Here is a 674-nt window from a genome sequence, read left to right on the forward strand (position 1 = left end):
GTGCAGGACGTGCCGGCCGACGCGCCGGACATCAGGCTGGAGCACGGGCCCGGCTTCACGTCGGGCAGGCCGAGTATGTGGCCCAGCTCGTGCGAGGCGATGCGGACGGTGTTGTGGCCCTGGTTCACGGCCTGACGTCCCATCCACACCCGGCCGTTGCCCAGCGAGGTGGGTTGGGCCCGTGGCCAGCCGTTGTCGGCGACGACGATGATGTTGGCGCGCTGCCCCGGCTGGACCGGCTTGAGCTGGACGTTCTTCACGCTCTCGTTCCAGGCCGCGGCACCCTGGGTCACCGCGTCCTTGAACTCGGCGGCACCGCTGGAGTCGTACGTGACCACCCGGGCCGCGGCCTGCGCGCCGCGCTCGTCGGCCTGGCCGGTCGCGGACGCGACCTGTACGCCCGAGCCGAACAGCAGGCCCGTCGTGCAGAGCGCGAGCGATGCTCTCAGGATCTTCCGGGAATTCATACACATCTCCACTCGATGGATGGGACTCGACGGCGCCGCGAGCCAGCACGGCCAGGGGGGAGCCGACCGGTGAGCGGGTCGCTCGGGCGGTGCGGGGAGACCGACCGGGGACCGGGTTCCGTAGGGGACCCGCCACGGGGGTCGTACGCCCCGCCATCGCGACCAGTACACGGGCGGACGCGGACCGTCGACGGTGAGCGCCGACGG

General features: G+C 72.1%; 1 protein-coding gene. It reads right to left on the bottom strand.

Translation table 11 applies throughout. The features are described from left to right. Positions 1–467 (bottom strand): snapalysin family zinc-dependent metalloprotease (locus KUM32_RS40950; protein WP_217146737.1); only part of this gene is annotated, 467 nt, incomplete at its 3' end. Positions 468–674 lie beyond the last annotated feature (207 nt).

This window comes from Streptomyces sp. AC627_RSS907, from assembly GCF_019049165.1.